A 22,756-nucleotide genomic window follows, 5' to 3' on the forward strand; every position below is an offset into this window, starting at 1 on the left:
AACGATTCATGTCCGGCTCCCGAACAGACCCTCGGGGCGGAGCAACAACACGAGAATGAACAGCGCGAAAACCCCAATCAGTTTGGACGATCCAGGAACAAAGAGCTGAGTGAGTTCCTGTGTCAGCCCAATGAGAAACCCTCCCGCGAGGGCACCCTGGATGCTGCCCATGCCGCCGAGGACAACCACGACGAACGCGATGATGTTGAATGTCTCACCGGCAGTGGGGCTCACGAAGAAGAACGGCAGAATCAGAGAGCCTGCTGCGCCGACGCTCGCCGCTCCGATCCCGAAGGTGATCAGGTAGATACGTCGAACGTCGATTCCCACCAACTCGGCCCCTTCGGGATCCTGAGCCGCTGCGCGAATGGCGGTACCGAGTGGCGTACGTTGCATCAGAAGGAAGAGACCGCCGGCCAAGAGCAACGACACAATGAAGGCTATGGCTTTGGGAAGCGTCACGACCGCCCCGAATATCCGGAGCGGAAAGTCGATCGCAAGCGGACCTAACGCAAGCGCGCCAGACGCATAGGGAAGCTCGATCGATCGGGGAGTACCGCTGAAGAGCACGAGGAGCAGATTCTGGATGAACAGCGCCAAACCCAATGTCAGCAAGAGCTGGTTGTGCAATGGCGCGTCCATCACCGGGTTGATGATCGTTGCCTGGATCACCACTCCGATGATGAACAGAAGCGGAATCGTGACCAGCATCGCCACGTAGGGATCAATCCCGTAGGACCTCACCAGCACGAATGCTGCATACATGGCAACGCTCATCAGGGCGCCATGAGCGAAGTTGATGATATCGAGCACCCCGAACACGAGACTGAGACCCATCGACACGAGGCTGTAGACACTTCCGATGAGAAGCCCACTCACGACCGCCTGGACGAAGATCGTGTGGTGTAACTCCCACCACCCGGTCCCCCAGGCGAGCAACGCGAGCACCGCCACACCAAAGACAACGAGGGCGATCCGGAGGAGGATTCCTCCGGATCGCCCTCGCGTCTCAACAGTCGTTTCCGCCACGAACGCTCCTCTGGCGCGGGGTTGCTACTTCCAGGACACTGCCGGGTACTTGGGCTGACTCTCCTGGAGTTCGGCAGGCCACACCTGCTGCACAGCGCCATTCTGCACCTGCATCAGCACCGGTTGCGCATTCACGTTCTCACCTGCCGAATTGAACTTGATCGGCCCCGGGTACGCCATGAGATGATCTGACAAGTTGGTCTGTGACAACGCATCACGAATGGCCGTGGGATCCGTCGAGCCGGCTCGCTCAATGGCATCTGCAAGCACAACGACCGCCTGATAGGCGAGCACGGAGGCTGTGTCCATCAGCTCACCGTACTGGGCTTGGTACCGATCGCGAACGTCGGCAACCTTCGTGCTGGCGGCGTTGTAGTGGTAATTCGAATCGAAGAAACCCTCGGCTCCGGCCGCGAAGTCAGCAGTGAACTCGGGCGTGTCGAACGCACCGTTCGCGACTCCGAATATCGCCTTGACATCGACGGCAAGGTCCTTGGCGGCGCGCGCCGCCAAGAGGCCATCGTTGTAGTAGCCGGTCACCACGATCACATCCGGCTTGGGGGCGGCGGCCTGGGTCATTTCAGTGGTCAGGTCGGTAACCGTGAACGCACCGTAGGGAATCTCCGCGACCACTTCGATGCCATAGTCGGCGGCGGCGGCCTTGAATGCCTCGAAGACGCTCGTACCGAATCCGCTCTCTTCGTGTAGGTAGGAAACCTTGGTGACCGGCTCTCCGGCGGCCGTGGCAACCGTATTCAGGAATTCGGCTCCGTACTTGCCCATCGCCGTCGCGTTCGGCTGAACACGAAACGAGTACTTGTAGCCCTGCTGCAGGATCGAGTCTGCTACGGCCACATCGATCACCAAAGGCACATTGCTACGTTCGGCGATGGCGGCAACGTTGGTGGTGACCGACGACTGATAGCTGCCGATGAGTCCGACAACACCTTCACCAACCAGCCGCTCGGCTTCCGCCTGACCTACCTCCGGCGCTCCCGTCGAGTCCGCGGACAGCAACTCCAGCTTTGCGCCTCCAAGGGATGCAATTCCACCGGCCTCATTGATATCGGCGACGGCCATCTTCGCGGCATTGTCCATCTTGGTCCCCGCACCGGCCAGCGCACCCGTCAAGGGATGGATGGCCCCGATCTTGATGGTCTCCACCGGTGCAGCAGCCGTCGTGGTTGCCGCAGGCGCGGTCGTCGTTGTCACCGTCGCTTGCCCACTGGTCGTGGTCGTCGCGGCTTGGGTAGTCGGGGTGGTCGTTGTCTCACTGGTGCCACTGACACATGCGCTCGCGATGAGTGCCAGCGTCATCACCAGGATGAGAAGCTTGGAAAGCCGCTTCATGAAGTCCTCCCGTTCAGCCTTCAGAGCGTTTCTTCTAGCGAAACGCTGTTCCTGAAATCTATCATCCTTGGTATGCCAGTGTCAATGGAGCGCGAATTCGGTCCTGACCATCCCATTCAGATCGTGGCTCGTTATCTCGAGCTGTCGAGCTGCAGGAGGCTCGCCGAAGCCCAAGGCTGCCTTGACGATCATGCCCAATTGATATTCCCCAATGGCACCTTTGCCGGTGTCGAAGACATGGTCCAAGCAACTCGAAGTCGGTATCGGAGCATCGCCAAAACCTACGTCTCCTGGGATGTGGCGTACCACGAAGACGGATCGGTGGTCGTGGTGAGCACCGGCACGTTGAACGGCATCAACAGCCACGGAGTCCCCTTCTCCGGAGTCCGTTACATCGACCGGTTCGTGCTTCGTGACGGGAAGATCACCCTGCAACAGGTATGGAACGATTTGGCGGAGGCACGTGTCCTGGAACGCCGCGAATAGCTGTAGTCACCGCTGCGACAGGAGAGTGTCGGTCGTCAGGACCCGACCGAACAACCGGCCGAAACTGATCACGGATGCCCGGTGCAGCTGCGCCGACGCCGCAGCGCAGGCATCGTCGACAAGGACACACGGATAACCGAGATCTGCGGCTTCTCGACCGGTGCTCTCCACACACGAGTTGGTCGATACCCCTGTCAAGACGACCTGATCGACCCCGAGACGGAGGAGCACGTCGTACAGATCCGATCCAAGGAACCCACCGGCGGTGGTCTTGATAACCACCGAATCGCCCGGCGACGGCGCAACGAGTTCGAGGATCTCATGGTTGGGACTCCCCACCCGGTTGTTCGTCGCAACCATAAGAGGCCGAAGGAACGGCGCGACGTCATCAAAGCTGCCGGTACGGCTCCCCAAAGCCACATAGACGACTGGAGATCCCACCGATCGATACCGATCGAGCAGACGACGAACGTTGGGCACGACCTGCTGTTCGATACGGTCGAACCTCCACGCACCGCGATTCGCCTCACCCCTCTCGGCGAGAAGTCGACCCAACCCGTGGTAACGAGACGCAGACGCGTACTGCAGGTCGATCACGAGGAGGGCAGATCGGGAGATCTCGAAGTCGAACGGGGCGCGAAAGTCGATCGCGTAGTCGTTCGAGCACTCGGGCACTGCAGTTGGACACATCACGGAATCGCAGTACGGCGCCCCATGTCGAGCAGAAGTGTCGACCCAGCGAGGGCCGTTGCCTCCGGGTCGAGGAGAAGGCTCACCGCCCAGGCAACCTGTTCGGGCATCGCCAGTTCTCCCGTCGGTGCCGCCGACTGGAGCCGCTCGAGCATGACCTCTTCGTCAAGATGTTGGACTCGCGCCATGTCGGCAACAAGAGCACGAAGACGGTCGGTGTCCACCGGACCCGGTGCAATTGCATGGCACGTGACACCACGCGGGGAATACGCGCGACTCAGCTGGCGAACGAGATTGGCCAACGCTGCGTTGGCGACCCCGGCCGTAACTGCCTCGGGAATCGGGTCGTAGCCCAGATTCCCTGTCACGGCAATGAGTCGGGAGCCGCGCTCCAGATGCGAATCAACGGCCCGCACGAGACGAAGCATGCCGTTCACTTTGAGATCGATCGCTGCGCTGACGGCATCTGTCGTCACGTCATCGACAGTCCCCCCAAGGGGTATGCCCGCGACATGAACGGCAACACGGACCCTTCCTCCCAGCTCCGCGGCGATCGACTCCGAGGCCGCATCGGATCGCAGATCCGCAACACAGGGAACGATGCCGGGAACCGTGTCGGCGAGTTCTGCGAGGGTTTCCGCGGTACGGCTCACGGCAAGCACAGTGAGGCCACGCCCGGCAAGACGCCGCGCTATGGGCCGGCCCAACGCCCCGCTGGCTCCGACGACAACGGCCCACTCACTCATGCGATCTCCAACACACGGTCCACACTCGGCGCCTCCTCGAGTCGCCGGACCGCCTCCACCATCGCGACAACGTCGCTCTCCGACAGCCGGCGGGAGGCGTTCAGGCGGAACTTCGTGGTGAGTTCTTCGCGACTCAAGGGGCTTTCGGGACCACCTCGATTGTGACGAACTCGATGTTCGAGCACGGCTCCGGACGACATACGAACCTTCAGAATGCCACCGAAACTGTTCGGAAAGGCGTCGGTGGCTTCCTCATCGGCGACACAGCGGACCAACTCGGCGAGTCGGAGACGATCCGGATCTTCGATCGTGGCGTCGGTGAAATCATCGAGGTACACGCCGAGCCCTCCCCCGCCGAGCAGGGCCGTGGCGACCGTGAAGGGCCCGCTGAACTTCGCTGCATACGGGCTCGAAGGATGCACCTTCTGCTCTGGAGGCTCGGCAATCGTACGCAGGGTCGGTGCAGCAACACCGAGTTCGATCTCGACGATATCGGCAACGCAAAGCCCTCGGGATCTGAGTGCGAGTGCAGCATCGATTCCCGCGTGGGTGAAGTGGTTTGTCGGATACGGCTTGTAGTGAACCCGCTGCAACTCCCATCGGCCACCAAGATCGCCAATGAGAGCCTCCTCGTTGAAACGTCCTTCCGAGTACGCCCGGAAGAACCCGAAGCGGCCCTCCAACACCGTGGGAGGTCCGGTGACGCCCCGCAAAGCGAGCTGGCCGGCGGAAATGCCTGCGTGCGCCGCCCAACCGCAGTGCATCCGCTTGACGGAACCTCCGGTCCGGTTGGCTTCGAGGAGCCCCGCACCCATACTGGCCGCGATGCCGATGGCGCTTGCCATGGCAGTTTCGTCAAGACCCAAGAGCATCCCGGTCGCGGCTGCCGAGGCGAGGGTGCCACAGATCGAGGTCGCGTGGAGACCGTTTTCGAAGAAGACGGAGTTCTTGATGGCCGGGTCGTAGGAGGCGGCTCCCAACCGAACGTTGATTTCGTCACCGACGGCCACGGCGACGAGCGCCTCGAGTCCGCCGGCTCCGGATGCCTGGGCGGCAGCAAGCACGGCGGGCACGACCGAGGCGGAAGGGTGCAACACCGATGGAAGGTGCGTATCGTCGAAGTCGAGAGCGTGAGCCAGGGTCCCGTTGACGAGCGCGGCACTCGGGGCCGGCAGGCGAGTTGTCTTCCCGAGCACTCCAGCTTCGGGCTTGCCGCCCCAGTCCGACACCATCTCGTGCACGGCGTCACCGGGTTCGTCGCCCCACGCCGCCAGGGAATTGCCGAGCACGTCGAGAATCTTCGACTTGACGTCTTCGACAACGACATCGGGAATGCCACGATCGCGCGTCTCCACGGCGAAAGCGGCCAGTCGCTCAACCAACGTCTCAGCCATCGATGACCGCCAGCGGCCGAACCGGCGATCCGGTGGCTCCGACCAGCTTCAGGGGGGCGACGATGAACAGGAACTCGAAGATGCCTTGCTCGGCGAGACCGGTGAGATCCATCACTTCGATGATGTGGATACCCGATTCGACAAGCAGAATACGGTGTACCGGCAGGACGCTGTGACCGGCGCCGGGCCGGATGACTTCAAACGCAATGGTCTCGGCGCCGGCAACACGCACTTTCCGGTCAACCAGCCAGTGACCGGCATCGATACCGAGTCCGGGGGCTCCCCCAGCCTGACCACGAAACGTCTCGGGGTCGGACCAATGCAGCGGCCATCCCGTGCGAATCAATGCAGCTTCACCCGTGCCCGGTCGTGTGCCGGCTCGCTTGGCGGCCGCGTCGAGGTCGGCTGCAGTGACTTCGTATCCGGCCGGCAGCACATCTACCTCATGAATCGCTGCGACGTCCAGCAGCACTCCTCGACACAGAATCGGAGCGATGGTTTCGACACCCAACACGGCGAAGCCTTCATGGCTTTGCACGGTCGCAGCATCGATGCTCCCGTACAGTTTGCCGTTGTGTGACACGTGGGCCAGCGAGTCGATGTGAGTACCGACGTGTCCACCGGTAACGATGATCTCGTTGGCGGCAGAGCCACCGTCGGGACGCATCATGTCGCCGTGCCGGCGCAGCAGTGCCATCTGGTAAGCAGGATGATTGGGCGATACGGGCATGCCCCGCCGCATGCCCTGCGCCAGATCGATGACACGCGCGGAACGAAGTGCATCCCAGTCGATACCGAACGGTGCGGCCATCGTGTTCCCTCCCTACTCAGATGATGCCTTCGTCTTGCAGCCGCTGCAGATCTTCCTCGGTAAGACCCAACTCGTCCCGAAAGACCTCTTCGTTGTCCTCTCCAAGGCGCCGGCCCGCCCAGCGGATCCTGCCTGGAGTCTCCGACATTCGAAACAATACGTTCTGCATCCGGATGTCGCCGAGTTCGGGGTCCTTCACTGTCGTGATGGAGTCGAGCGCGCGGTATTGCGGATCCTCCATGATCTGCGCGATGTCGTAGATAGGTCCCACCGCCGCTTCCGCCTCCTCGAAGACGGCAGCGACCTCCTCTGCATCGTGTTCGGCTATCCATTCGCCAACATACCTGTCGAGGAGGTCGCCGTGCTCGGCACGGGTTCGACCCGACGCAAACCACGGTTCCTCGATCACCTCCGGATGCCCCACAAGACGCAACACCCGCTCGGCAATATTCTGTGAACTGGTCGAGACGGCAACCCAGCGGCCATCGCGAGTCTTGTATGCATTCCTGGGAGCGTTGTTGACCGAGCGATTCCCGGTGCGCGGCTGCACGAGACCCAACTGGTCATACACGAGCGGCTGTGGACCGAGGATCGTAAGAATTGGTTCGATGATCGCCAGGTCGATGATCTGCCCGGTTCCACCTGCACGGTCGCGGTGATACAGGGCCATCAGAATCGCGATCGCCGTCGCCTGAGCGGCAATACCGTCGGCGAGTCCGAACGGCGGCAAGGTCGGCGGTCCGTCTGGTTCACCGGTGATCGCTGCAAAACCACTCATGGACTCGGCCAAAGTACCGAATCCGGGTCGCTTGGCATACGGACCGAGCTGACCAAACCCAGTCACTCGGGCGAGGATCAACCCGGGATTGACACTCTGGAGACGGTCCGGGCCGATGTTCCATCGTTCGAGCGTCCCCGGACGAAAGTTCTCGATCACGATGTCGGCGTCCTCTGCGAGGCGCACGAACAGCTCCTGACCTCGCGACTTGCTGAGATTCAGGGTGATCGCCCGCTTGTTGCGGCCAAGCATCTTCCACCACAGAGGCACGCCGTCCTTCATGTAGCCGTGGTTTCGAACAGGATCGCCTCGCGGATGTTCGATCTTGATGACATCGGCGCCGAAGTCGGCAAGGATCGTCGCCGCCAAGGGACCTGCGAACAGGGTGGCGACGTCGAGAACTTTCACACCGTCGAGCGCTGATGGCATACTTGTTCCACTAGAGGGAATGTCGTTCCGATAGTATCATCCCGAACCTTCCTGTACCAGATCCGACTTCACACAGGCGTCACGCCAGGAGGCATGTGTCACAAATGACCGCCCGAAGCTACCTCTACGTTCCTGGTAACGCACCCCGAATGTTCGCCAAGGCAAGCGACCGAGGAGCGGACGCACTCATCTTCGATCTGGAGGACGCCGTGCCTCCGGCAGCGAAGGCCTCGAGCCGGAACCTCGTCTCCGCATGGCTCCAAGAGCGCGGGCCCGACGTGACGCCGCCGGCATGGGTGCGGGTCAATCCCATCCGAGGCCTCATGGAGGACGATATCGCGACGGTCGTGCATCCCGGTCTGGCCGGCCTCTACGTGCCCAAAGCCGAAGATCCCGACACACTCGAGGAGATCGCTGCATTCCTCGACGATCTCGAGAAGGAACGAGCCACATCGAGCATCCTTCTCGCACCCATTATCGAATCGGCTGCGGGATTGCAGGCGGTCTCCGAGCTGGCAGCGGCTCGCCGTGTATCTCATCTGGCCATGGGCGAAGCCGATCTCGCCGCAGACCTGGGCATCAGCGCCTCCGAAGACGAGCGTGAGTGGATATCGATTCGGATCCAGGTCGTCATTGCCAGTGCAGCGGCCGGGATCCAACCCCCGTCCGGAGCGGCGAGAATCGACATCGCGGACCTCGATGGTTTGCGAACCTCGTCAGAGCGCCTCTACCGCCTGGGCTTTCGGGCTCGCTCCGCGGTCCACCCTTCCCAGGTCCCCGTCATCAACGACGTCTTCACCCCTTCTCGAGCCGAGGTGGCGGCCGCCAGACGGGTCGTCGAGCTCTACGAAGATGCGCTCTCCCACGAGTCGGGCGTCGTGCTCGACGATCGAGGCAGAATGATCGACGAGGCAGTCGTCCGGTCCGCACGCGAAGTCCTGACAAGAGCCGAGCGCATCTCTGCCGACTCGTCGAATCCTCAAGCGGAGCGACTTGCCTCGACGGAGTCGGTCAACACGTAGAAACGAAACTTCGTCCTTCCGGCAGGACCTCGCTCCGGAGGGATCGGGTGCTCACGAAACCACGCAAGATACTGCTCGTAGGAATCGTGGTTGGCGAAGTGCAGTTCTGCGATCCGGTAGAACGTCTCCGGTTCCTCTGAGGTGGGAGAACCTGCGCTCGTGGCGAGTATCGGCCGCACAACCGTATTGAAGACGAGCCGATCGAGATGCGGATTGGCGAGCAGATCCGGAATGTGAACATCCTGTAGCCACTGCTCATACTCATCCTTCGACACCCCCTCGACCAGGTCATAACCGAGAATGGCCTTCACTGTCGACGTGCCCACAAGTGCCTCCCATGCCAAGTGATCCGCTTGCCGACCGTAGCACGACGAACTGGGTTCGCACAGAGGCCGTTCCTGGGCATCGTGTCCGCTCCTCGACACTGCTCGGTCGCTTCCGGCCGGGGTTGGCCAAATCGAGTGTCAGGCGGGAGTCGAACTCCGCCGGAAGGGCTCCTGGAAGTCTCGAGGATCGCTCACGGTTCCGGATCCGGAGCACACATCACAGAAAAGCCACGATCCAGGCCACCCGTTGTCGCACAACATGCTGGTGACCTCGATGCAGACCTGGAAACCCAGGTCGTCGGCGAGTGCCCTGAACGCGAAACAGAGGCACGACGCGCAGACTGCGCACTACGAAGACTGGGCCAGATGAAGTCCTCGCCGGTCTCCACGTTGAAGTGATCTCCATTGAGCAGCCCACGAGACCACCGCATGCCGTCCCCGTCTGGTACAAGTGCAAGCAGGGAGGCGAGATCACCGTCATCACATCGGCGAACTCTGTCAAAGGTCGCCCGCTCGCCGCAGCGGGACACTTCGGTCTCCGTACCGACTCCGAAGGCGTGTCCTCATCGACGCGTGTCGATGACAAGACCGATCACCGCCGGCCGCCCGACGCTCGGCAAGCAGCGGGTCACTCTCATGGGTGACGGTCGGAAGATCTGGCGGTCGGCTTCCCGGTGGTCCACCGGTGTCGCAGGTCGACCATCGAAAGAGATACCGCGACTTGACAACGACATTCCGAGATTCTAGTTTGCACAGCAAACTGATTTGCCCGTACTACCAGTTTGCAGGAAGGGGATGAGATGTCGAATCGTATGGACCTCGATGCGATCGAAAGGAGCGCACGCGCCGCCGGGTATCAGGATGGCCTCATGGAGCTGCTCGCCGCGGTAGTCATGCTCGGACTTGCGCTGACGTGGGCGGTCGGTCCTGAATTGGTTGCGATCGTGGTCGTACCGGTCACTGTGTTTGGTTGGAAGGTGGTCTTTCGCTTCAAGGAGAAGGTGACCTATCCGCGGATCGGCTACTCGGGGGACCGGCCCGATCCATCTCCACCGAGCGCACGAGGAATGCTCCTGTTCCTTGGCCTCGGCTTCGGGATCACGGTCGCGGTCATCGCTATCTCCGGCGAACTCGGCAACCCCGGCGACTGGTGGCGAGCTGCCGCGCTACTGGCCGGACTGTCGTTCGCCGCCGGCTTCTGGTTCGCAGGTCGACGGTCGGGTCTCCTCCGGCACCGTCTGCTTGCCGTCGCTTCCGTCCTCACAGGGATCCTCTACTGGGCGATCGGTTCCGGCGCCGGATACCGCCCCGTGGCCTGGCAGCTCGCGACCATGGGAACGCTGCTACTGATCACCGGCACCGTTGCGTTGGTGACCTTCCTGCGGCGCAACCCCACCATCGAGGAGCCCGACCGTGGCTGACGTCCCAGCGGTTGCCGGCATCGATCGCCTGATCCACGAACCGGGGCGCCTCGCCATCCTGGCGGTCCTCAACGCCGTCGACGAAGCCGACTTCCTGTTCCTTCTTCGCCAGACCGGCCTGACACGTGGCAACCTCTCGTCGCACACCGCCAAACTCGAGAACGGCGGCTACATCGCCGTCGAGAAATCCTTCGTCGACAAGGTTCCGCACACCGTCTACCGGCTCACCGACGAGGGTCGCACCGCTCTCGACGCGTACCGCCGGCAGATGACCGGCATCCTCGAGGCGATGGAGTAGACGCCTTCGGCTCCCGGGACAATCAGCGCCGCGCTGGGCCCGCGTGCCCCGGCACTCGAAAACAGCGGCAGGTTCAGGCAGAATCAACGTGTGGATCCCTTTCTCATCGCACACAATCCCGACACCGACAGCAGCCTCCCCTATCTGCTGCGGCTCCCCGTCGAAGGCGGCATCGTGCTCAAGGCGAAGGAAGACTGGCCACGGGCCTCACGGGTGTACTGCCACCCGGTCGACATGTGGCCCGATGAGGCCGAAGTCATCGGTGAAGTGCCGGTGAAGCTGTGTAGACGGAGAGGCTCGGCGATCGATCTCGTGCTGGATCGGCGCATCAACAGCCGCAGCCAGTTCGTCTTTACCACCCTGCGGGGCCGTAACGTGATCTTCTGGCAGACCCCGAAGGCGGCGAAGGGCTCTCGACCGGGAGTGCGCGTCCCGAAGCGGCGGGCCGCCGGCCTGAAGGTGCTCGAGGTCGTGATCGACACGCGGGAGCGCTACCCGTACCGGTTCGCCAACCACCCCGTCGAGGTGTCGAGATCCGCACTGGCCGCAGGTGACTATGCGGTGATGGTCAACGACGTCGTTGTCGCCTCGGTCGAACGCAAGACGAGCGACGACTTCCGCAAGACCCTGGTGGACGGTTCGCTCTCGTTCCTCATGGCAGACCTCTCCTCCCTGCCGGCTGCCGCCATCGTGGTCGAAGAGCGCTACTCGTCGATGCTGCACTCCGAGCATGTCGAACCGGGATGGGTCGCCGAACTGATCGCCCGCGTGCAGGTGCACCACCCGTCGGTGCCGATTGTCTTCTGCGACGCCCGCAAGTTCGCAGAAGAGTGGACCTACCGGTTCCTCGGCGCGGCGTTCGCCGAGCTGGGGATCCCCATCCGAGATGGCATGGAACAGGACGACTGAGCCCGTCTCCGATCGGCCGGCACCAGGCCAGGCGCACTCACCGCCTTCACCACCTTCACCACGGCAGCGGCGTCATGACCGTGATCGCCGCTCTCAGCGGAACCCGCAATACCATCCCGTCCGGCAGAGGGTTCTCGTCGAGCCACACCAGCGCACGTGCCATGGCCTCGACCGCCACCACTTCCCTCACCCGCACATACACGACCGCTGCGAACCGGAGTCGCCTCGCCAACGGAATGAAGTCGGCGTTGTTGGTCTCCGACAATCGCATCCCGGTCATCGGCGTATGCGATCAATTCCTGGTCCGACACCGAAGACAGCCCGGCCTGGTACGCGGTCCATGCTTCGTGACCCTGGCCGGTCGGAAACCGAGCCACCTCGACTGGAAGGCAATGGTCGACGAGAAACCTCAGCCTGCCCTCGCCTTCGACGATCTGCGACGTTCCTCTGCCTCGACCGCACCCAGGACGTCCTCTCGTTCGAGTCCCGGATAGCTGTCGAGGATCCGCTCGACGTTGTAGCCCGCTTCGTGCAGACTCCAGATCGAGGAGGTCGGTACCCGGGTTCCGGCGATTACCTCGGCCGAGCCCAACACCCCTCTTCGCCGTTCGGTCTTGCCGACCCGGCGCGATCTCCGGCGATCCTCCTGCGCCAACCGGCGGAGCTCCTCCTCGAACGTTCTGAGCGGGACGGTTATCTCCATGATCTTCTGACCGCTGTGCCACTCTTCCCATGACCCATCCGCCTGCTGGACAACAACCCTGTGGTGGGGTCGCCCACGAACATGATCCTCGATCACGGCAAAGGTGACACGAGCGAGAGGACGCAACGTCTCCTCGGCCCGGAGTCGCTGGACGATCTTGCCGATGAGCTGCAACGACACCTTGTCTCGCAGCCAGGCAGCCACACGGAACTCGACGAGGTTGGCGAAGGAGAACAGTCGCACGCGACCACGGCCCCTTGCCCGATCGATATCGGGGGTGACAATGCCTTTCTCGATCCAATAGTCGAGCCGGCGTTTGGTGATGCCGGAGAGACGCATCACCTGTTGAGAGGTGAACACGCCGTCATCGAACGAGCTCTCCAATCGGCCCTCCACTGATGAGTACCTTGATGTACTCATCGTATCGCAACAATGCCGGGAGGGGAACCACCCTTGCCGACCGACGGCACAGGGCCTTCTCCGTGGAAAGGAGCCCCGCCATGTCCTGTCCCCTCACAGCCCTTGGAGCGCCTTGACGATCCGCTGCTCACTCACCTTCCCACGGGTGCCGAGCGCCTGGGCGAAGAGGCTCACCCGCAGCTCCTGGAGCATCCAGGCGATCTCCGCGAGCTCAGGCGACGGCGGAAGCACCTCGCAGAGCCGTTCATACTCGCCTTCGAGGCGCTGCACCAGGGTCATCCGTTCACGATCCCGCTGCGGATCCCCGACGACTCGCTCCAGGCGCCGCTCGACGGCGCGAAGGTAGCGCTCCACGTCGGCCAGCCGCGCCGCGCCAACGGCGGTGAGAAAGCCCGGGTAGATGAGCTGGTCGAGCTGACCCTGCATGTCGGCTGCGGCTGCCTGTGGTGCGTCCGCGTCGGTTCGCCCCAGGGAGGCACGCAGCGAACGGGCCAGATCGAGGATGCGCAGTGACACCGATCCCACCGCTTCCACCCGCTCGGCGAGATCCTCTCCGGCACGGGCGACGAGCGCGTCGAAACCGACACCGTCCCACGGTGGCCCACCGGCGTCGGTGATCACCTGCCCGGCGACGCAGGTGACACAGTCGTCGACCCACTCGGCCGGCGCGCCGTGAGGACCGGAACGGATCGCCCGTCTTGCATCGTCGTTGAGCAGAAGGCGCAGCATCCTGCCGGCCGACGGCAGATTGAGGGCCAGCAGGCGCGTGGCGCCGGCCCACATGGCGTTCGCCTGCTCTTCGGCGGTGGCCAGCAGACGCACGGCGACCGAGCCGCCCTCGTCGACGAGTGCCGGATACGCATGAACCCTCCGGCCGGCGTCGCCGATCTCGACCACGCGGGGAAGCGCGCCGATGCTCCACGTGGTCAGGCCGATCTGTTCGAGTTCGTGGCTCGTCACCGGCATGGCCCGGGCTGCGTCACGGAGTTCTGTCTTCAACACAGCGAGGTCATCGCTCTCGGCGATGGGTTCCCCGTGATCGTCGACGACCCGAAATGTCGGCCGCAGGTGGGCGGGAAGGGCATCCAGGTCAAAGACGTCCGGTGGAATGGAGACGCCGCCGATGTGGGCCAGCTCACGGCGTAACACCGACAGGAGGCGCCCGTCGTCGGGGCCGAGGCGTTCGGCGAGAACGCGGGCCGTGTCGGGAATCGGCACGAACGGTTTCCGGAACTGCTTGGGAAGGGTTCGGATCAGCTCCGTGATCAGTTCGACCCGGTACCCCGGCACGTGCCATTCGAACACGGCCGGATCGACCCGGTCGATACCGCTGATCGGAACATCGACGGTGACCCCATCGGTCGTCCCGCCGGGTTCGAACGTGTAGGCCAGCGCCATCGCGACGTCACCGTGGTGCCACACCTCGGGGAACGCGTCGGTGTCGGGTGCGGCGGCCTCCGGGTCGATCAGGTCATCGAGTCCGAGCTCCAGCAGGTGCGGGTCGTCGTGGCGGGCATCCTTCCACCAACGGTCGAAGTGGCGTACCGAGATGACGTCGCCGGGAATGCGCCGGTCGAAGAACTCGAAGATGGCGGCATCGTCGACCAGGAGATCGGTGCGACGCTCGCGGGCCTCGAGCGCCTGGACCTGCTCGATCATGGCCTCGTTGTGTGCCGCGAAGTCGTGGTGAGTCTCCCACTCGCCTGCGACGAGGGCATGGGAGATGAACATCTCTCTCGCACCGGCCGGGTCGATCCGCCCGTACTGGACGTTGCGATCGGTCACCAGCGGCAGCCCGTAGATCGTCACGGTTTCGTAGGCGGCGGCCGCACCACGGTCGGCGTCCCACCACGGATCGGAGTACGACGTGCGCACGAGGTGGGCGCCGACCTGTTCGACCCATTCGGGACGGACAGGGGCGACGCCCCTCGCCCAGAGGCGGCTCGTCTCCACCAGCTCGGCGGCCATCACCCACTGCGGTGCAGCCTTGAACAGAGCCGATCCGGGGGCGATGAAGAAGCGGGCATTGCGGGCTCCCCGGTACTCGTACCCGCCGGGGTCCTTGATCCCGATGTGGGAGAGGAGGCCTGCAAGGACCGACCGGTGGATCGCGTCCGGGTCGGCGGGCGTCGTGTTGGCGATCATGCCGAGATCTTCGGTGACGTCTCGCAGTTGGGCGTGGATGTGTTGCCACTCTCGGATGCGGCGTTCGCTGAGGAACTCGTCGCGGCACATCCTGCGGAACCGGTTCGAGGTCCTCGCGCTGCGTTCGGTCTGCAGGTACTCCCACAGGTGCAGCCAGGAGAGCAGATCGGAGTCGGGATGTTTGAACCGGGCGTGGAGCTGATCGGCGTGTTGACGGTGCTCGGCGGGACGTTCCCTCGGGTCGCGAACCGAAAGCGCGGCAGCGATCACCAGCACCTCGGTGAGACAGCCGTTGCGGTCGGCCTCGATCACCATGCGGGCGAGACGGACGTCCAGCGGGAACCGGGCGAGACGACGTCCGAGCTTGGTCAGCCACCTGCGGGTGCCCTGGTGGGCGGGGTTGACGGCACCGAGCTCTTCGAGCAGGGCGATGCCGTCGCGGATGCTTCGCGAGTCCGGCGGGTCGAGGAACCCGAACGCTTCGATGTCGCCCAGGTCGAGTGCCGCCATCTGCAGGATCACCGACGCCAGGTTGGTGCGACGGATCTCCGGTTCGGTGAACGCGGGACGCGACCGGTAGTCGTCCTCGGCGTAGAGGCGGATGCAGACTCCCGGTCCGAGGCGCCCACATCGTCCGGCCCGCTGGTCGGCCGACGCCTGGGAGATCGGTTCGATAGGCAGCCTCTGCACCTTCGTGCGCCGGCTGTAGCGTGAGATGCGGGCGGTTCCCACGTCGATGACGGACCGGATGCCCGGCACGGTCAGCGATGTCTCCGCCACGTTCGTGGCGACGATGATCCTCCGCCCGCGGTGCGGTTCGAACACCCTGTGCTGCTCTGCGGCCGACAGGCGCCCGTACAAGGGCAGGACCTGCGTGTGCGCCAGACCCAGGTCGGCGACGGCGTCGGCGGCGTCCCGGATCTCGCGCTCCCCCGAACAGAACACGAGGATGTCACCGGAGCCCTCCGTGTATAGCTCCACGACGGCATCGGCGATCGCCTGTGGCTGATCGCGCGGCTTGGACAGTTCGGGATCGTCGAGCGGCCGGTAGCGAATCTCGACCGGGTAGGCGCGACCGGACACCTCCACGACGGGGGCCCCGTCGAAGTGCTCGGAGAACCGCTCCGTGTCGATCGTGGCGGAGGTGATGATCACCTTCAGGTCGGGACGCCGGGGCAGCAGCGCCTTGAGGTAACCAAGCAGGAAGTCGATGTTGAGGCTGCGTTCGTGGGCCTCGTCGACGATGATCGTGTCGTAGCGGGCAAGGCGCCGATCCCGGTGGATCTCCGAAAGCAAGATGCCGTCGGTCATGACCCTGATCAGCGTGCCGTCACCGACCCGGTCGGTGAACCGGACGGTGTAGCCGACGAGGCCACCGACCGCCGTGCCGGTCTCTTCGGCGATTCGCTCGGCGATCGAGCGGGCCGCGATACGCCGTGGCTGGGTGTGGCCGATGAAGCCGTCGACCCCGCGTCCGAGTTCGAGGCACAGCTTGGGGATCTGGGTGCTCTTGCCCGAGCCTGTCTCGCCCGAGACGATCACCACCTGGTTGGCCCGGATGACCTCGCCGAGCTCGTCGAGGCGGTCGGTGATCGGCAGGTCCGCCGGATAGGTGAACTTGTCGGGCACGGCGGCCTTCCTGTGGGCGATGCGACGCTCCGCGCGGGTCAGGTCCGCGGCGATGGCCTCGAGGGCAGCCTTGCGCCTCGCGGGCGCGTCGATCTTGGTCGCGCCGGCAAGGCGGCGTTGGAACGACCGGCGGTCGGCCGGTGTCAGCCCGTCGACGCGGGCGCGAAGGTCGGCGAGGTTCATGGCTTCGTGGGAGGGCCCATGATTGCCGCTCCCGGCGGTCGAGGCCACCTTGGGACGAACCGCGGTCCGTTACGCTTGCCCAAATCAACCGTTCTGGTGACGGTTGGACCGGATAGTTCCCCCGAACCGTCACGAGAACGGAGTCGTATGTCGAGCCGATGGATGATCGCCGCCTCACTCACCGCGGTGTACGTCATCTGGAGCTCCACCTACCTGGCGCTTCGGTTCCTCGTCGAGACGTTCCCGCCGTTTCTCGGCACCTCGATCCGCATGATGATCGCCGGCGCCATTCTCTTCACCTGGGCACGGTGGCGTGGCTCGCCGATACCCACCCCACGCCAATGGCGCAACGGATTCGCCGTCGGGACCCTGCTGTTCGTCGGTGGGCTCGGCCTGGTGACCGTCGCCGAAGACATCGGCGTCGGATCCGGCGTGGCAGCAACGGCAGTGGCGATGGTGCCGGTGTGGGCAGCGGTGATCTCAGGCCTGTTCGGGCGCTGGCCGACAAGGCTCGAATGGATCGGGATCGTCGTCGGCATCGCCGGGGTGGCGCTGCTGTCGGGCGAGGGCGACTTCCGTGCCGCACCGCTCGGTCTGGTCCTCGTCGTCGTCTCCCCGATCTTGTGGGCGTTCGGTTCGGTCTGGTCCGCGCACATCGATCTGCCTGCCGGCCCGATGTCGGCCGCCATCCAGATGCTCGGCGGCGGAGTGGCACTCGCGTTGATCGGCTCCGGGATCGGCGAGTCGATCACAACCGCTCCCAGCCTCAAATCGTGGCTGGCACTTGCGTGGCTGACCCTCCTCGGGTCGCTGATCGGATTCAGCGCCTACACGTATCTGCTGCGCACCGTGCGCCCTGTGCTGGCCACCTCCTACGCCTACGTGAACCCGTTGTTCGCGGTGATCCTCGGCGTGACACTCGGGAAGGAACGGCTCACCGGCGAAGCGTGGGTGGCGCTGCCGATCATCCTCGTGGCGGTCGGTCTGATCGTGTGGAGTCGCAACCGCGCACCGATGCCCGTCGAGTGACGCCCACCCACCCGTTCTCGTGACGGTTGGGCCGGATAATTCCCACCAAGCGTCACGAGAACGGAGGACGACCGATTCCCGTCGGTTATCGATTCGCTCTCGTGGACCATTGGAACCCGAGGCGGCAGCGGCGCATACTGGGAACGATCAGCGAGGGGTTGCCGGCATGCAGATGGAAGAGTTCCGCACACGGGCACGGGACATCGTCAACGATCCCAACCTCACCTACCACCAGCGCAGGCACTACCTCGCCGGTCTTGCCGAAGAAGCCCTCGAGCCTCCCGCTCTCGGCGCCGACGCCCGCGAGGCCCTCAACAAGCGGATCATCTGCGATCTGTACGAAGGCAACGCCCCCTATCGGGCCCGCTACATCCTGCCCGACTACGCGAAAGCTCTCGCACAGGGATCCGCATTCCTCGAACTCGACCCGCCGACGAGCCTCGACGAGGCCCTCAACTTCCTGCTCATCCTCTACACGCAGGTGCCATCGATCACGTCGTACCCCGTCTACCTCGGAGACATCGACAAGCTGCTCGAACCGTACACGGACGGCATCTCCGACGAAGACCTCTACGACAAGCTCCGCCTGTTCTGGCGGGCCCTCGACCGGATGTTCCCCGACGCGTTCACCCATGTCGACCTCGGCCCGGACGACTCGCGCGTCGGACGGACGATCTTTCGCATCGAACGTGACCTCGAGCAGGTCGTGCCCAACATCACGTTCAAGGTCGACCCCGAGCGCACCCCCGACGACTTCGTCAGAGATGGCGTCCTGACCGTCTTCAAAGTCGCCAAGCCGCACTTCGTGAACCACCCGCTCATGGTCCGCGACCTCGGCGAGGATTACGCGTCGGTCAGTTGCTACAACTCGCTCCCGATCGGTGGCGGCTCGCACACCCTCGTCCGCCTCAACCTCAAAGAGGTCGCCCGCCGGCACAACGGCACACCCGAAGCGTTCCTCACCACGACGCTGCCCCACTATGTGGCACTCACCGCAGAGATCATCGAGTCCCGCATCCGCTACCTCGTCGAAGAAGCAAGGTTCTTTGAACACGACTTCCTCGCAAAGGAAGGACTCATCGACCTGTCCAAGTTCTCCGCCATGTTCGGCGTGTTCGGCCTCGCCGAGTGTGTCGAGGCACTCGGCGCCGGCACCTACGGGACCGACGAGGCCGCCAACGAACTGTCGTATCGGATCGTCGACGCGATTGCCGCGCAGGTCGCCGCCACTCCGATGCCGCACTGCGAAGGCAACGGCGGGGTCTGCTTCCTCCATTCACAGTCGGGCATCGACTCCGACGTCGGCGTGACTGCGGGAACTCGGGTCGCCATCGGTGCCGAACCGGGCCTCTATGAGCACATCCGCGCCGTCGCACCGCATCACGACAAGTTCAGCGCCGGGGTCAGCGACGTCTTCCAGGTCGAAGACACCGTCGTGAACAACCCGGACGCGATGGTCGACGTCATCCGGGGGGCGTTCCATGAAGGCATGCGCGACTTCACCTTCAACGTCGGATGCAACGACTTCATTCGCATCACCGGCTACCTGGTCCGCAAGTCCGACCTGGCCGAATTCGCGGCGTCGGGCGCTCGACACAACAGCACCGCGTTCGGGTACGGGGCCGAAGCGAACACCCACATCACTACCCGCAACGTCAAGCGAGTACTGGTTCATGAGCGCACCCCGCGCCCTCCTGAATGACTTCATCCCGTTCAGCAACGTCGACGGGCCCGGGAACCGGTTCGTCCTGTTCCTGCAGGGCTGCAACTTCGACTGCACCTTCTGTCACAACCCCTACACGATCAGCACGTGCATCGACTGCGAGATCTGTATCGAACCGTGCCCCGAAGATGCCCTGTCCCTTGACACCGACGGCAGCGTAACGGTCGACTGGGGTCGCTGTACCCGATGCGACATCTGCGTAGATGTCTGCCCATACGACTCGACCCCGCTGGCCAGACAGGTCACCGTCGATGAGATCTTCTCCGAGATCCGCGCCGCTGCACCGTTCCTGTCCGGGATCACCGTCTCCGGCGGGGAAGCGACCCTGCAACCCGGGTTCGTCGCCGCCCTGTTCGCGGAGATCAAGACCCACCCGGACACCCGGCACCTCACCACGTTCGTCGACAGCAACGGATCCTGTTCCCCCGAGACGTGGGACGTGCTGCTGCCGGTCATGGACGGCGCCATGATCGACATCAAGGCCTTCGACGATGCCATCCACGTCGCGCTGACCGGTGTCGGCAACGGCCGGGTGCTCGACTCCATCCGGTATCTCGCACGGCGCAACCGCCTTCACGAGGTGCGCCTCCCCCTCATCTCGGGTGTCAACGACGCCGACGACCTGCTCACACGCACCGCACGCTGGATTGCCTCCATCGACCCTGCGTTGCGCGTCAAGGTGATCGGGTTCCGCAAACACGGCGTCCGAGCCGAATACCAGGATCTCGCCGAGCCGACCGCCGATCAGATGGAGCACTACGAGCAGGTCCTCTCCGCCGCCGGTGTGAGCGAGATCGTGCGCGTCTGACGGGGAAGCCGTCGGCGGCCGTGCCCCGTCGAGCCCGGTGGGAACTTCGCCTCGTCCCCTCCCCTGCGAGAAGAAGGCCGAGCCTCTCCCACAGATCGGCGCCTTCGACGATGCCGCCGGGCTCGAGCTCTGACTACGGTGTCAGGAGCATGGCAACACACGAACGAGAGCTTGTCGAGCCGGTGGATCTATGCCTGGCCGGCGGGCGCCGGTTGAACCCCGAAGCCATCGGATGGTCGCGCCGTCCACTCCACAACGCCAACCTTCACGGCGTGTGGGGACGGACGAAGCGATGGGATTACTGGGCCGTCCAATCCGATGAGCTTGTCTTGTCGATCACCCTGGCCGACCTCGACTACATCGGCTTGGCGACCGTCGAATGGATCGTTCTCGGGTCACACGAGTCCGGAGGTCGGTCCGTCACCGTGCCCCTGGCACGGGGCATCGATCTCCCAGGAACCGTATGCGACGGTCGGGTCGGCTACCACGGCGACGATCTGCAGATCGACATTGCGTATGGCTCCCAAGCAACGACCATTCGCGCCGAGTGGACCGAGTCGGGGTCGCCGGGAAGCATCGACGTCTCCGTTGCGAACCCCGCAGGGGACGAATCTCTCAACGTGGTGATCCCGTGGTCGGACAGACGGTTCCAGTTCACGTCGAAGCATCAGGGGCGGCCGGCGACGGGCCGAGCCGTCCTCGGTGATCGCTCCTTCGAACTTGGTGGCGAATCCGGCGATGCCTGGGGCATCCTCGACATCGGCCGCGGTCGATGGCCCTACCGCACTCACTGGAACTGGGGCGGGGGAACAGGCCGCGGCAGCGACGGCCGCCGGGTCGCCCTCCAGTTCGGGGGCAAGTGGACGGAGGGCACCGGTTTCACCGAGAACGGCGTGTTCATCGACGGTCGGCTCCACAAGATCGGTGAAGAGCTCGACTGGCGATACACCTGGGACGACCCGATGCAACCCTGGCGGGTGCGCTCCGACGACGGGGCTCTCGACGTCACCCTGACCCCGGTCCACGACCGCCACGCCCGCACCAACCTCGGAGTGGTCATGAACGAGGTCCACCAGGTGTTCGGTCGGTGGTCGGGAACCGTACCCGACGGAGCAGGCTCGACCCTGTCCATCGAGGACGCTCTCGGTTTCGCCGAGGAGTCCCGCGCCCGCTGGTAGCAGCCGGCCATCACAAGGCCGGGTGTGGCGCTCGGGCCCGATCCGGTCCCGGCAACCCTCCCCCTCGCTCCCTCGGGGCACTCCACCGATGCTGGCTTCGTTCGCCGGCGAGAGACACGACTCGCGCCGCTCAACCGGCGGAAACCAAGGCTCACCCCACTCACCGGGAGACAACCTCCCCATTTGATAACCTGTAGGTATGGATCTGAAGCTCCTCCGATCGTTCGTGGTCGTCGCCGAGGAGGAGCACGTCGGGCGCGCCGCCAAGCGGCTATTCATCTCTCAGCCCGCCCTGAGCAAGCAGATCCGCAGGCTCGAGGGCCGGCTCGGAGTTCCCCTGGTCCAACGGGTGGGACGCCGCATCGAGCTCACCGCCGCCGGCAGGGTGCTGGCGACGGAGGCTGTGGGCATTCTCGAAGCCACCGACGTCGCGATCGGCCGTGTCCGGGCTTCGATGCGGGCGGAACAGGACGAGGTGGTGATCGCCTTCGTGCCGCCGATGCCGCACCAACTCACCACCGACGTGCTGCGCGAGGCAGGCGACTCTCTCGGCTGTGAGGTGACGCTGCGCAACGTGGGCTGGCATGAGCAGGTCTCGGCGGTCGCCTCGGGGATGGCCGACCTCTCGCTGATTCGCGGTCCCGTCGAAGGATTCACCCATCGCGAGCACATCCACTATGAGAAGGTCTTCGAAGAGCCCCGGGTGGCCGCCTTCGCCGCAGATCATCCCCTGGCGAACGAAGCAAGCATCGAGATGGCCGATCTGACCGATGAACCGATCGCCGTTTCGGCGCCCAACACCGACTACTGGACGGTGAACCCCCGGCCGGACGGATCGACCCCGGTGTTCGGGCCGACGGTGTCCAGTGTCACGGAGATGCTCGAGGTCGTCGCGGCGGGACGGGCGATGGTCCTGACGGCAAGGTCGCTCGGCGAGTACTACGTGCGGCCCGACATCGTGTACGTACCGGTACGAGACATCTCGCCTTCTGAAGTGTTCCTCGCATGGTCGCCGTCCACGATCGGCACGACCGCATCGAAGGTCCTGAACGATCTGCAGCGAAGGGCCCGGGAGATCACCATCGGCTGATCCGAAGACCCCCCATACCGTTGAACCCAGGGCTCAGGGGGGTCGCCACGACCCCTACGAGCCCTGGGTTCAGAAGAAATGGGGGATGCAAGATGATTTAGGTGATTCTCATCATTCCTTCAGTTTCGTCTTAGCCGACCCGAGGAACATGGGTTCGTG

Annotated in this window: 21 protein-coding genes; 10 read left to right on the forward strand and 11 right to left on the reverse strand. The window is 64.2% G+C overall.

The window, feature by feature from the left end:
• Positions 1-6: 6 nt before the first annotated feature.
• Together GXP34_05375 and GXP34_05380 are read right to left on the reverse strand one after the other, a co-directional pair.
• Positions 7-897 (reverse strand): branched-chain amino acid ABC transporter permease, encoded by an 891-nt coding sequence (locus tag GXP34_05375; GenBank protein ID NOY55402.1) that lies wholly within the window; start codon positions 895-897, stop codon positions 7-9.
• 156 nt (positions 898-1,053) lie between these two features.
• Positions 1,054-2,379: an ABC transporter substrate-binding protein gene (locus GXP34_05380; protein NOY55403.1), complete on the reverse strand. Its 1,326-nt coding sequence runs from the start codon at positions 2,377-2,379 to the stop codon at positions 1,054-1,056.
• 72 nt (positions 2,380-2,451) lie between these two features.
• On the opposite strand from GXP34_05380, the gene GXP34_05385 reads away from it, so the two are divergent.
• On the forward strand, positions 2,452-2,865 hold the full coding sequence (locus GXP34_05385; GenBank protein NOY55404.1) for a nuclear transport factor 2 family protein: 414 nt from the start codon (positions 2,452-2,454) through the stop codon (positions 2,863-2,865).
• Positions 2,866-2,871: 6 nt separating this feature from the next.
• Here the strand turns inward: GXP34_05385 and GXP34_05390 are convergent, their stop codons facing one another.
• From GXP34_05390 to GXP34_05410, 5 genes are read right to left on the reverse strand one after another with little or no spacing between them, the layout of a single operon-like run.
• Positions 2,872-3,555 (reverse strand): cysteine hydrolase, encoded by a 684-nt coding sequence (locus tag GXP34_05390; GenBank protein NOY55405.1) that lies wholly within the window; start codon positions 3,553-3,555, stop codon positions 2,872-2,874.
• On the reverse strand, positions 3,555-4,301 hold the full coding sequence (locus tag GXP34_05395; GenBank protein ID NOY55406.1) for an SDR family oxidoreductase: 747 nt from the start codon (positions 4,299-4,301) through the stop codon (positions 3,555-3,557). The genes GXP34_05390 and GXP34_05395 overlap by 1 nt, the downstream gene beginning before the upstream one ends.
• On the reverse strand, positions 4,298-5,695 hold the full coding sequence (locus GXP34_05400) for an MmgE/PrpD family protein (protein NOY55407.1): 1,398 nt from the start codon (positions 5,693-5,695) through the stop codon (positions 4,298-4,300). The genes GXP34_05395 and GXP34_05400 overlap by 4 nt, the downstream gene beginning before the upstream one ends.
• Positions 5,688-6,506, reverse strand: coding sequence for a cyclase family protein (locus GXP34_05405; GenBank protein ID NOY55408.1), 819 nt, complete (start codon positions 6,504-6,506; stop codon positions 5,688-5,690). Before GXP34_05405 ends, GXP34_05400 begins: the two co-directional genes overlap by 8 nt.
• A gap of 16 nt (positions 6,507-6,522) precedes the next feature.
• Positions 6,523-7,713: a CoA transferase gene (locus GXP34_05410; protein ID NOY55409.1), complete on the reverse strand. Its 1,191-nt coding sequence runs from the start codon at positions 7,711-7,713 to the stop codon at positions 6,523-6,525.
• 104 nt (positions 7,714-7,817) lie between these two features.
• Between GXP34_05410 and GXP34_05415 the strand changes: the two genes are divergently transcribed.
• The gene (locus GXP34_05415) at positions 7,818-8,735 is read left to right on the forward strand and encodes a CoA ester lyase (GenBank protein ID NOY55410.1); all 918 of its coding nucleotides are present in this window, start codon (positions 7,818-7,820) and stop codon (positions 8,733-8,735) included.
• Here GXP34_05415 and GXP34_05420 read toward each other — a convergent pair.
• Positions 8,693-9,061: a hypothetical protein gene (locus tag GXP34_05420; protein ID NOY55411.1), complete on the reverse strand. Its 369-nt coding sequence runs from the start codon at positions 9,059-9,061 to the stop codon at positions 8,693-8,695. The two genes, GXP34_05415 and GXP34_05420, sit on opposite strands and share 43 nt — an antisense overlap.
• Positions 9,062-9,861: 800 nt before the next feature.
• Between GXP34_05420 and GXP34_05425 the strand changes: the two genes are divergently transcribed.
• From GXP34_05425 to GXP34_05435, 3 genes are all read left to right on the forward strand, one after another.
• Positions 9,862-10,482, forward strand: a complete 621-nt coding sequence (locus GXP34_05425) for a hypothetical protein (GenBank protein NOY55412.1) — start codon at positions 9,862-9,864, stop codon at positions 10,480-10,482.
• Entirely contained in the window at positions 10,475-10,780 is a 306-nt protein-coding gene (locus GXP34_05430) for a transcriptional regulator (protein ID NOY55413.1), read from the forward strand. The genes GXP34_05425 and GXP34_05430 overlap by 8 nt, the downstream gene beginning before the upstream one ends.
• Before the next feature lie 90 nt (positions 10,781-10,870).
• On the forward strand, positions 10,871-11,689 hold the full coding sequence (locus GXP34_05435; protein NOY55414.1) for a hypothetical protein: 819 nt from the start codon (positions 10,871-10,873) through the stop codon (positions 11,687-11,689).
• On the opposite strand, the gene GXP34_05440 is transcribed toward GXP34_05435, so the two are convergent.
• The 3 genes from GXP34_05440 to hrpA form a co-directional block, all read right to left on the reverse strand.
• Positions 11,617-12,066, reverse strand: coding sequence for a hypothetical protein (locus GXP34_05440; protein ID NOY55415.1), 450 nt, complete (start codon positions 12,064-12,066; stop codon positions 11,617-11,619). The two genes, GXP34_05435 and GXP34_05440, sit on opposite strands and share 73 nt — an antisense overlap.
• Before the next feature lie 32 nt (positions 12,067-12,098).
• Positions 12,099-12,776, reverse strand: a complete 678-nt coding sequence (locus GXP34_05445) for a DUF433 domain-containing protein (protein NOY55416.1) — start codon at positions 12,774-12,776, stop codon at positions 12,099-12,101.
• 129 nt (positions 12,777-12,905) lie between these two features.
• Complete coding sequence (hrpA, locus tag GXP34_05450; GenBank protein ID NOY55417.1) at positions 12,906-16,769, reverse strand: ATP-dependent RNA helicase HrpA; 3,864 nt, start codon at positions 16,767-16,769, stop codon at positions 12,906-12,908.
• 147 nt (positions 16,770-16,916) lie between these two features.
• Here hrpA and yedA point away from each other — a divergent pair, with 147 nt between their 5' ends.
• The 5 genes from yedA (at position 16,917) to GXP34_05475 (ending at position 22,597) form a co-directional block, all read left to right on the forward strand.
• Positions 16,917-17,798 (forward strand): drug/metabolite exporter YedA, encoded by an 882-nt coding sequence (gene yedA / locus GXP34_05455; protein ID NOY55418.1) that lies wholly within the window; start codon positions 16,917-16,919, stop codon positions 17,796-17,798.
• A gap of 166 nt (positions 17,799-17,964) precedes the next feature.
• Positions 17,965-19,500 (forward strand): YjjI family glycine radical enzyme, encoded by a 1,536-nt coding sequence (gene yjjI / locus GXP34_05460; protein ID NOY55419.1) that lies wholly within the window; start codon positions 17,965-17,967, stop codon positions 19,498-19,500.
• Entirely contained in the window at positions 19,472-20,329 is an 858-nt protein-coding gene (yjjW, locus tag GXP34_05465) for a YjjW family glycine radical enzyme activase (protein NOY55420.1), read from the forward strand. Before yjjI ends, yjjW begins: the two co-directional genes overlap by 29 nt.
• Positions 20,330-20,478: 149 nt before the next feature.
• Positions 20,479-21,507: a DUF2804 domain-containing protein gene (locus GXP34_05470; protein NOY55421.1), complete on the forward strand. Its 1,029-nt coding sequence runs from the start codon at positions 20,479-20,481 to the stop codon at positions 21,505-21,507.
• Between the two features lie 199 nt (positions 21,508-21,706).
• Positions 21,707-22,597, forward strand: coding sequence for a LysR family transcriptional regulator (locus GXP34_05475; protein NOY55422.1), 891 nt, complete (start codon positions 21,707-21,709; stop codon positions 22,595-22,597).
• Positions 22,598-22,756: the final 159 nt, after the last annotated feature.

It is taken from the genome of Actinomycetota bacterium, assembly GCA_013152275.1.
In the GTDB taxonomy this organism is placed as follows: Bacteria; Actinomycetota; Acidimicrobiia; order Spongiisociales; family UBA4744; genus BMS3Bbin01.